12 protein-coding genes and 1 pseudogene are annotated in these 10,174 nt (G+C 37.0%); 8 read left to right on the top strand and 5 right to left on the bottom strand.

The window, feature by feature from the left end; genetic code table 11:
- Positions 1-117, top strand: a 117-nt coding sequence (locus RDN22_RS10085; RefSeq protein WP_308554877.1) for an IS3 family transposase, incomplete at its 5' end; no start/stop codon positions are given.
- Between the two features lie 52 nt (positions 118-169).
- On the opposite strand, the gene RDN22_RS10090 is transcribed toward RDN22_RS10085, so the two are convergent.
- Positions 170-397 carry a type II toxin-antitoxin system HicB family antitoxin gene (locus RDN22_RS10090; RefSeq protein ID WP_308557946.1) on the bottom strand — a complete coding sequence of 76 codons (228 nt, stop codon included), beginning with the start codon at positions 395-397 and terminating at the stop codon, positions 170-172.
- Between the two features lie 122 nt (positions 398-519).
- Here RDN22_RS10090 and RDN22_RS10095 point away from each other — a divergent pair.
- Positions 520-633 (top strand): annotated as a pseudogene (locus tag RDN22_RS10095) (type II toxin-antitoxin system Phd/YefM family antitoxin); the annotation flags it as partial.
- A gap of 62 nt (positions 634-695) precedes the next feature.
- Here the strand turns inward: RDN22_RS10095 and RDN22_RS10100 are convergent.
- Both RDN22_RS10100 and RDN22_RS10105 read right to left on the bottom strand, forming a co-directional pair.
- Positions 696-1,196, bottom strand: a complete 501-nt coding sequence (locus tag RDN22_RS10100) for a hypothetical protein (RefSeq protein ID WP_308557948.1) — start codon at positions 1,194-1,196, stop codon at positions 696-698.
- Complete coding sequence (locus tag RDN22_RS10105) at positions 1,181-1,984, bottom strand: DUF1295 domain-containing protein (RefSeq protein ID WP_308557951.1); 804 nt, start codon at positions 1,982-1,984, stop codon at positions 1,181-1,183. The genes RDN22_RS10100 and RDN22_RS10105 overlap by 16 nt, the downstream gene beginning before the upstream one ends.
- A 163-nt stretch (positions 1,985-2,147) precedes the next feature.
- On the opposite strand from RDN22_RS10105, the gene RDN22_RS10110 reads away from it, so the two are divergent.
- From RDN22_RS10110 to RDN22_RS10120, 3 genes are all read left to right on the top strand, one after another.
- Entirely contained in the window at positions 2,148-2,798 is a 651-nt protein-coding gene (locus tag RDN22_RS10110) for an NAD(P)H-binding protein (protein WP_308557953.1), read from the top strand.
- Between the two features lie 375 nt (positions 2,799-3,173).
- Positions 3,174-5,093 (top strand): YSIRK-type signal peptide-containing protein, encoded by a 1,920-nt coding sequence (locus tag RDN22_RS10115; protein ID WP_308557955.1) that lies wholly within the window; start codon positions 3,174-3,176, stop codon positions 5,091-5,093.
- A 171-nt stretch (positions 5,094-5,264) separates the two neighbouring features.
- Positions 5,265-6,605, top strand: a complete 1,341-nt coding sequence (locus tag RDN22_RS10120) for an NAD(P)/FAD-dependent oxidoreductase (protein WP_308557957.1) — start codon at positions 5,265-5,267, stop codon at positions 6,603-6,605.
- Between the two features lie 121 nt (positions 6,606-6,726).
- Here the strand turns inward: RDN22_RS10120 and RDN22_RS10125 are convergent, their stop codons facing one another.
- Together RDN22_RS10125 and RDN22_RS10130 are read right to left on the bottom strand one after the other, a co-directional pair.
- Positions 6,727-7,350, bottom strand: a complete 624-nt coding sequence (locus RDN22_RS10125) for an NAD(P)H-binding protein (protein ID WP_308557959.1) — start codon at positions 7,348-7,350, stop codon at positions 6,727-6,729.
- Between the two features lie 113 nt (positions 7,351-7,463).
- Positions 7,464-8,336, bottom strand: coding sequence for a LysR family transcriptional regulator (locus RDN22_RS10130; protein WP_308557961.1), 873 nt, complete (start codon positions 8,334-8,336; stop codon positions 7,464-7,466).
- A gap of 227 nt (positions 8,337-8,563) precedes the next feature.
- Here RDN22_RS10130 and RDN22_RS10135 point away from each other — a divergent pair, with 227 nt between their 5' ends.
- The 3 genes from RDN22_RS10135 (at position 8,564) to RDN22_RS10145 (ending at position 10,104) form a co-directional block, all read left to right on the top strand.
- Positions 8,564-8,884, top strand: a complete 321-nt coding sequence (locus RDN22_RS10135) for a multidrug efflux SMR transporter (RefSeq protein ID WP_308557963.1) — start codon at positions 8,564-8,566, stop codon at positions 8,882-8,884.
- Positions 8,885-9,013: 129 nt separating this feature from the next.
- A complete protein-coding gene (locus tag RDN22_RS10140) occupies positions 9,014-9,550 on the top strand; it encodes a phenolic acid decarboxylase (RefSeq protein WP_308557966.1) in 537 nt (178 codons plus the stop codon).
- A gap of 26 nt (positions 9,551-9,576) precedes the next feature.
- Entirely contained in the window at positions 9,577-10,104 is a 528-nt protein-coding gene (locus RDN22_RS10145; protein ID WP_308557964.1) for a PadR family transcriptional regulator, read from the top strand.
- Positions 10,105-10,174 lie beyond the last annotated feature (70 nt).

Genomic DNA, 10,174 nt, shown 5'->3' on the forward strand with positions numbered 1-10,174 from the left:
GCTCAAGCTATAGAGGAATATATCAAATACTATAACGAAGAAAGGATAAAGAGCAGATTAAAAGGCTTAACTCCGAAAGAATATCGGAATCAAGCCTCTATTAATCCTATGTTTTAAAATGTCTACTTTTTAGGTCCCACTTCAGGATGCAGTACACTTATCTTGCTTTTTAAATATATTCAGGTATTTTGACATTACGGCGAATACAAGAAGAAAACCATGCTTTTTCAGCTTCTTCAAGTTCACACAATCCTTCTTTGATAGAGTCACCGTAAGCAATTAAACCTGGCAATTTTGGGATAGTCACACGATAATAAGTTTCATCATCGTCTTCTACGATTTTTTGAAATTCAGTTGGATAATTAAGATTCATATAGTAATTAAGATCTTTTTTCATTAGTTATCCTCCTTGTCGTGGAAAAATACCTTTGTATTATATTGTGATGATAGCATATTTAGCATTATAAGGGAGACTATTAAATGAAGAGTGGAAAATCGCTGAAAAAGTCAGCACAGACTAAAAGAGACTCTTTAGAGTATGCAATAATTCGCGATCAATTAATTCAGAAGAAAAAATTACCAGATGATCCAATTGTAGAATCAAATGACGACTACTGGGATCAATTTAAGTAGTCGTCATATAAAATTAAAAAGTGTACTGCTTACTTTCAAAGAGGAGCAGTACACTTTTTTCACTAAAATAATATTCCAAGCATTATGCAAAGCTGAGTAAATGAATTAATGGCTTGTTCTTTCCAATTAACCTTGGCATCCCTGCCGTCTTGATGCTTAGCAAACCAGATCAAAGCAATAATGCCGATTATTCCGCCAAGAAAGAAAAGGTTAGCAGGCATTCTTGTTATGTGATTGATCATTGCATTCCAAGACCACTTATTGCGATCAATAACCATTGCAACTAGCATCAGCACAAATCCAATAGGCATTAAAAATCGCATTTGCTTATTAAGAACATTTAAATCCTTATGGCATAGCGCAATGACAAATTTCCATCCAGCCTTAAGTGCGCCGACTAGGATCACTAAAAAGATACCAAGTCGGAATAAATGACTATTAAAGCGAGTGGCTAATACAGCGAAGCCGATGCTAAAGAAAAGAACAGGTAAACAGTCCATAACTGCCATAGAAAGAGTAAATCCTTGAGGGATATTTGTCTTGTTCATTATGCCACCAACCACTTGTGTTTCTTCACTGAGTAAAGATGGATGAACGGAATCATAATTGGCGTAGTAGACTTGTATTTTTGATATTCAGGAAGTTTTCCATAATTTTTATCTTGGCGAATTTCGAGTCTACGAGCTCCGCTAAACATGACGTAGATGATGCCAACGTAACCAAGGATAATGCAGATCCATTCAGCAGCGTTTTGACAAACGTTCCAGCCAGAGATAAAAAAGCCTGTCCAAAAGATCATTTCACCAAGGTAGTTAGGGCAACGCACTAATTTGAATAAACCAGTATCGACGAAGCGTCCTGGGCTCTTTTTCTTAGCATTATTCTTCTGAAGATCGGCAGTTGTTTCTAGAATTAAACCGATGGCAGATACGATTAGTCCAATAATGCAGAAAGCATCTGTGCCTTTGTGATTCATGAGTCGAAACATCACAGGGGAAGTTTGAAGAGCGTACAGAAGGGATGCGGCAACCCAAATCCCGATTTTTGCTCCAAATGGAACTTCATTGTTTGATGTTACTTCACCTTTCATGCGTTTCTTGTAAGCTGTTTTTCTTTTGCGATAAATCAGATAGCCAGAAAGACGACAGCCATAAGCGATGAGAAGCACACATGCTAGGATTGTTCCGATGGTGAGTGAACGCGGAAAGATAAAGAGAAGACCAGCGTCGATTAAAGCGACTGCGGCACCATATCCTAGAGAAATGAACCATACATATTTGTGAAAGCCGCAAGAGCTGGCGATAAGGGCTAGCAGTAGAATTATAAAAAATGTTTTCATCTTATACCTCATATCTATATTGAAAGTAATGTCTATGGATAATTATACCTTTGATGAAAATGGCTCGTAAGGAGAATCGGTATGGAGCTGCCCAATATTTAGCTTGAAAATAATTTTAGCTATAAAATAAAAGATAGTTAAAGATAATTATTTTGTCAGAAAGGAAGCCTTGAACATGACAAAAGTAGGAATTATCGGCGCATCTGGTATGGCAGGTAGTGCAATTTATAAACTTGCTGAGAAAAACGATGATTTAAAAGTCACTGGTATCATTCGTAATGAAGCGAAGGCTAAAAAAGTGCTTGGTGATCAAGCAAATTTGCTTGTCGGTGACGTTTTAACAATGGATGAAAAATTGTTAGCCGACTTTGACGTGATCGTTGATGCTTTTGGTACAGCACCAGCCCAAGCTGCTGATCAAACTAAGCTTGCCAAAAAGTTGGTTGAGATTGCTCGCAAGAATAAACAACGTTTAATTATTATCTTGGGTGCTGGTAGTTTGCACACAGGGGATGACAATCACTTATTTGTTGAAGATATAGCTAAGTTGCCTGATTCAGATGCCTGGATTAACACCCCTCGTCAACAATTGAATGAATTGAATTACTTGAAAGAAGTTAATGATGTAGATTGGCTGGGCATTTCACCATCAATGACGTTTGAGGCCGGTCCGGCAAGTGATGGTTATATTTTGGGTAAAGATAATTTGCTTTACAATGACAAGCATGAATCTAAGACTACTTCTGGAACAATGGCTGAATTAGTTGTCAGCGAAATTGTAAAGCCGGAACATAGTAAAGAGAGAATTGCTGTGGCAAATAAGTAGGGTACTAATAATATTGATTTGAAAAGCATACTGATTTTCCGAAGAGGGGATGCAGTATGCTTTTTTTATTTAGCTAAATCAAATTGGATATAAGTAAAAACAAATATAGTAATCACGGTATTTACTATAATCGTATAGCATTATTAAATTACTGCTCTGTTTACAGATTATGATGCTAGTTATTTAAAATAATAAATATAAGAACTTAATAATACCAATGGACTGAACCCTTTAATCAAAAATAGGATACTGTGATATTTTACGCGGATAAATAAAGCATTGTTATTTAAATGAAACCGTATACGTTATATAATAGAAATATAAGGAATAAGGATTTATTTATACATGAAAGATGCATTCTTTAGGAGGCATATCATGTTCGGGAAGAGTACTAGAAATAATAAATTCGCTATTGTAACTAAACAAGTTCCACATTATGGACTTCGTAAATTTAATTTTGGAGTAACATCCGTTCTTTTAGGCACCACAATTTTTATGGGCGGCGCAATGACAACGCAAGTTAATGCTGAAACTGTTACTCCAGACCAACAACCTAAAATTGAAGTGGTATCGAAAGATGATAATTCTGCGGTAAATACGTTAGATAAAGCACAAGCCGCTAAAGGGACAAATGATGTGGATGTAAATCAAACACCTGCTAGTCAAAGTGAGCAACCTCAAGCTGAAGATGCAAAGGCTGATCCTACTGAAACAAGTGAAGCAGCTGCAAGTCAAACGCCTACTGAACAAAATGAACAAGCTAAGGCTGAAAAGCCAGAGAATGAAGAATCAAAAGATCTTAAGTCTGATTCAAATGAATTGGATAAAAAGCAAGCAACTGCTGAGCAAAAAAAGCAGGATGAAAAAGTTGCTACAGATACAAAAGCTGAAGAAGAAAAGGCTGCGTCAGATAAAAGTAAGAAATCTAGTCAAGCTAACGGACAAGAAAACTCAACGCATCATTTTGAAAAACTTAATAATTTTAAAAATCTAACTTTTAAAGTGGTAAAAGATCCTCGTGACGTTGTCTACAATGGTTATACTTTCCATATTGATGGAAAAATGTACACGGATGTAGGTAACGAAGTTACGGATACGGATTTTCTAAATGACTTGAATATGCCAACCAAAGACCTCTCTAACGAAGAATTAAAGAAGTTAGGGCTTAAGTCAAATGAATTCTTCCTCTCTGATTCTGAGGGAGCAAAAGTATTAGTGACTAAGATGACAATGGTTTTTCAAAATGAGTATGGACAACTTATTATCAGTAATGCCCCTCTTGTACATAATCCTGATGGCTCATTGAGTTACATAGGTCCAGAAGCTTTTGGTAATTTGGTAATTAAATACGACTGTGAAGCAAGTTATTATGCTGATACAGTCGTTGATATCGATCCTGCACATCCGGAATATGGTTTTACTACTGACGATTTAAATAAGACTGTTACTCGTACTATCAATGTACATAATCCTGATGGAAAAATTGCCACTGAAACGCAGAAAGTTGATTTTTCACGGGTTGGTTTGATTAGTACAAGTAATAATTTGGTATATGATGACGAAGGTCGTGTAATTGGTGTTGATCAAGTTGATACCAAGTTAGGTTACGATAACAACGGAGACGGAATTGCTGAATACACCATGGCACAAGGCGATCAAGCATGGCAAACAAGCAAGAATTCATTTGATGAGTTTACCACTCCAGCAATTGAAGGATATGCACCTAGCATTGCTGTAGTTAAGAGTGAAACTGTCACCCCAGAAACTGCTGATTCAGTAATTGACATTACTTACACAAAACTTAAGCATGATACTGGTGATCCAACAGTGGATCCAGAAAATCCTTCAGTTAAACCAGAGCAACCTGTTACTCCACCAGAAGATAAGCCTGAACAACCAGAAACCCCATCTGTAAAACCTGAAGTGCCATCAGTTCCAGACACAAATGAGACGATTCCAACTGATACTTCAACCGATGAACCAGAGCAGACAGTAGCTGGACCTGTAAAGGCTGAAAATCCAGCAGCTGTTTCAACTAAGAAAGCTCCAACTGAAAAACAAGCACCATCTGAGAATGTTGCACCAAAGCCTATCGCTGGAGTTCAACCAAACAAGAAGGCTCAAGCTACTACTGTTAAGACGGCAGTGGTTAAGGCGCAAAGTAACCAACAAGCTTCTGAAGAATTACCACAAACTGGCAGTGATCATGAAGTCGCAAGTTTGCTTTCAGTTTTAGGCATAACTTTATTAAGTGGTCTTGGACTTATTTGGTTCAGTCGTAAGAAGGAAAACTAATTATTTTAACTAGAAAATAAGAAGTGTACTATTTCAAGTAATCGAAAGTAGTACACTTTTTTAATGCAATAAAAACTAGTTCACCACTCTCTTTTTGATTAAGCACTAGATTTGCACTTACCTAAAATAAGTGATATTTTTAAAGCAAGTATTTGTTTTAGGAGGAGAATCATGAAAAAATTCGACTACATCATCATCGGTAGTGGCCCCGTTGCCATTCACTTACGCGCAAAACTTCAAAACACTTCAAAGTCAGTCTTAGTAATCGAAAAGGGCTTCTGGGGCGGTACTTGCCCTAACACTGGTTGCCAACCTAAGATCTTCATGGAAGGTACAGTTCGACCAGTTTTGGCTAGTCAATACCTAGAAGGCAAAGGAATCAAGGAAGCTGCCAAGATTGATTGGTCTTCTTTGATTAGTCGCAAAAAGAAAATCTGGGGTGCTTTTCGTAAGAACGGCCGTGCTAACACCACTACTGAGCAAGTTACTACTGCTCAAGGCAAGGGCGTAATTACTGGTCCTCACACAGTTAGAGTGGACGATCAAGAATATGAAGGCAAGAACATTATCATTGCGACTGGCCTTAGACCACGTGATCTTGATGTTCCTGGTAATGAATATGCAATTACCAACAACGAATTCTTTGAATTAGATAGCCTTCCAGATAAGGCCGTGGTTATTGGCGGTGGCTACGTTGCCTTAGAACTTGCTACAATTTTGAATGCTGCTGGAGTAGACGTGACTATCTTGCAGCACTCTGATCGTTTGCTTCGTCCATTTGACCAAGATTATGTTGAAAAGTTGAAGCAGATCATGGAAGAGCGTGGCGTTAAGTTCCACTTGAATGCACCAATTAAGGAAATCGCTAAAAATGGTGAAGGTTACACTGTTACAACCACTAATGGCGATACTTATGATACCGGCTTGGTTATTAATGCATCTGGTAGAACACCTAATGTTGACGGCATGGGACTTGAAGAAGTTGGCGTTGAATTTGATCCTCATAAGGGTGTTAAGGTTAACGAACACATGCAGACTAATATCCCAAGTATCTTTGCAGCTGGGGATGTAGCCGACAATGGTCAACCTAACTTAACCCCTGTTGCTTGGGTTGATGCATACTATATCTATGACTTCATTGAAAAGGGCATCAAAGATCCAATTAAGTACCCACCCGTAGCTACTAATGCCTTCACTTATCCAGAAATTGCCCAAGTTGGAATTCGTGAGAGTGAAATGCAAGATGGTGATTACGTTAAGACTTTAGACTTAGCCGATACTTTCATCGCAATGGGTGAAGGCGATCCTAATGCTGAGTTGAAGGTGATCTTTAACAAAGATAATGAAGTTATCGGTGCATCAGAACTCAGCATTAATGCCACTGATGATATCAACAACTTCTTGCCACTTATTGGCAGAAAGGATCCAGCTAAGTTTGTTAACGACAATTTGACATACACATTCCCAGCTTTAGCTAACAACTTGGATGAAATTTTTAGATATTTTGATTAATAATTGTGGATAAAGAAAAAGTGTACTGTTTCTCTTGATGGAGAATAGTACACTTTTTTGATAGGGGAAGTTAATTATTTGGGGCTTTATAAACCAAAGTGTCGATTGAGTATGGGGCTAATTATTTAAGGCCTTGTAAACCGATGTTGTCGTTTGAGTATAATGATGGATCCTTAACGATTTTTGAAATTAGCTTAGCAACAGCTTTACGTGAAACGCCAGCGCCGTGCATCATCTTACCCTTAGGCACAACTTCTAATTCTTCAGTGTCTTCATCGTTAAGCCATGGCATACGCAAGTAGGTGTCGTCGACTTGGCTGTCGTCAAACAATTTGGCGTCTTTCTTTAATTGAGTGTAAAGTGGACCATCGTAGCCGTGAGCTAACTTTTCTTGCTTAGTACGCATTGGTTCTTCAAGTTCATTGAAGATGCCGAATGCACCAGTGATAACGCAGCGCTTAACGCCAGCCTTTTCCATAGCATCAACGATTACTTTTGCTTCTGGATCCTTCTTAGGCATGTAAGCTAATACAACCATGTTTTGTCCTTGCATTGCCTTGTCCATTGCATCTTGGTCTAAAAAGTCACCGTCAACGAATTTAACATTTTTGTGTGAAGCAAATTTTGCTAAACGCTTTTGAGCATCATGAGCAAATAAAGTTAATTCAACGTTTTGATCGTTGATGACGTCTTCAGTTACTAATTGACCGATCTTACCAGCAGCACCTAAAATTAATAATTTCATTTTTTGTCCTCCGTATATTTTGCATATCTCATTTGATTACATGCTTATCATACAGGCGAGGAGCTTCTTTGAAAATTTACGGTTATTTACGCAGGTGAAAGTTTTAGTTACACCTAATAGAAGCTAGCGGTAATTGACCTAATTAGTTTGCGTTCATCCTTAGTGAAGTGATGATTGGTGCGGTATAGCCAACCAAATGAAAAAGTAATTTGATTCAGAAGTTTGATAGGTAGCTCTGTTAAGTTGACTTCGTTTTTATATGGTGAAAATTCTAGTTGCGTCTTACGGCCGATTAGAACCGTTTCATTGTCCATGATGTGATGAACTAAATTGATTCCTGGCGTTGTTAGGATGATATTTAAAGGACCATGTTCTTGGATGATCTTTTGGATGAATTTTTCGTTATCTTGATCATGACTGATAATGATGCTTTCTTTTTGTAAATCAGAATAGGTGACTTCTTTCTTCTGATTTAGTGGATTGCCAGCGATTGTAAATGCACCTAGATGATCTTTAAAGAGCGGGTCAAATTGCATGTCTGGATCGGATAAGGGATGCTGATCAGTAAACAATGTGAAGGCTAAGTCTAGTTGATCATGCTTGATTGACTGGTATAACTCATCTTGAACTTGAAAGGTGAGAGAAATTTTCCCATCACGGTAATTGCTAAGTTCTTCCATAATAGGTTGAATGTTGCTGACTAAGCCGATGCGAAGGACATGATCATTTTGCGTTTGAACGATTTTGTATAATTCATCAACATCACTTATGATCTTCTGGGCTTGTAATACTACTTTTTTTCCATTATCAGTGAAGATGATTTGATTGTTGCTAGTGGTCTTAATTAGCTGGCAATTAAGATCTTGTTCTAATTGACGGATCCCGTTAGTTAGAGCAGGACGTGTAATATGCAATTTTTGTGCAGCTTGTGTGGCGTTAGAAGAATTGTAAAGTTCAAGCAAGTAGCGCAGTTGTGTGATCGTCATCAGAATCCCTCCATCTTTGAGTTAGTCTTTCCTTTTAAAGGTATGCTAACACAATCATGATGGCTGAAAAAACAGCAGCTTTACTTAAAATCTTTAATTTGCTAGACTATGAAGCAAGATAAATATTGAAAATATTCCCACCGGGGAAGCCAAGTAATGATTACTTTCATTAGGTCTTTGAAGAAAGTAATTGTTGCTTGGCATTTTTTGTTTTAGGAGGAATTTTTATGTCATGGATCTATTTAGTAATTGCAGGCATTTTTGAAGTGGTTTGGGCAACAATGATGAAGTTGAGTAATGGCTTCTCAGTGCTAGGCTATTCAATTGCCACTATTGTGGGGATGATCATTTCATTTGGTGGATTAATTTTAGCAACCAAAGACTTGTCATTGAGTATCGCATATCCTGTTTGGACGGGGATTGGTGCAGTTGGCTCCATTATTGTAGGTGTGGTGCTATTTCATGATCAGTTTTCACCGATAACATGGGTCTTTGTTATTCTGTTAGTTATTAGCATCATTGGAATTAAAGTAACGTCAGGACATTAATGGTACAAGTTTAAAATACTGTATTTTTAAATTTTATTTGCATTTATGTCAATAACGACATATAATAAATATGAAAGTTATGTCGATATAAACATAAAAGGAGACGATAAAATGGCAAATTTAAACAATATGGACAAGAAATTCAAGACTCTAGACGATTTTGTAGGTACTCACTTCATCTACACTTACGATAATGGTTGGGAATATGAATGGTACTGCAAGAATGATCATACCGTTGATTATCGTATTCACGGCGGAATGGTTGCAGGACGTTGGGTAAAGGGACAAGAAGCACATATCAACATGCTTACCGAAGGAATTTACAAAATTGCATGGACTGAACCAACTGGTACTGATGTTGCCTTAGACTTTGTTCCAAACGAACATAAGCTTAACGGAACTATCTTCTTCCCTAAGTGGGTTCAAGATCATCCTGAAATTACAGTATGTTTCCAAAATGAACATATTGATTTAATGCATGAATCTCGTGAAAAGTACGAAACTTATCCTAAGATGGTTGTTCCTGAATTTGCGACTATTACTTATATTGGGGATGCCGGTGTAGATAATGAAGAAGTTATTGCTGAAGCACCTTATAAGGGAATGACTGATGATATTCGCGCTGGTAAGTATTATAATAGCGACTATGAAAGAATTAATAAGTAGTTTGCTAATAGAATGAGGTGGCCTTTATGCCTAAAAAGAGAGTTTTACCTTATATTATTTTAGGTATTTTGAAGCAGAATCCTGTAATTTCAGGTAAAGATATTACACAACAATTTAAGAATGAAATTGGGGAATTCTGGAAGGCATCTCACAGTCAAGTTTATCCAGAACTGCAAAAAATGCTGAATGATGGCTGGATTGAAAAAAAGAAAAAAGAGAATAATGCCAAAGAATTTGATTATTCTATGACATCTGAAGGAGAAAAGGTATTAAATGATTGGTTAGATGAACCCCTTGAGCTCCCAGTCAACAATGATTCTTTTTCTCTGAAAATGTTCTTCATCCAGGACAAGAATGATCCCCGCATTTTAAAAATGATCGATGAAGAAAAAAATCTTTTAAATGGTCAACTTGAACATTTAAAAGAAAGACAAAAGTTGCTATTTTCTGATGACAAAAAAATACAAGCAAACTTTGGACACTATTTAATTTTAACTAGAGCTATTTCTAGAATTGAAGGTCAACTAGACTGGCTTAATTCAATAATTCAGTAATAAAAACCGGATCTTTGTAGTGACCCAAGAAAATTGGACACTTTATTGATATTAAGCTATTAAGGATTGA

It is taken from the genome of uncultured Lactobacillus sp. (assembly GCF_902491705.1).
Lineage (GTDB): Bacteria > Bacillota > Bacilli > Lactobacillales > Lactobacillaceae > Lactobacillus.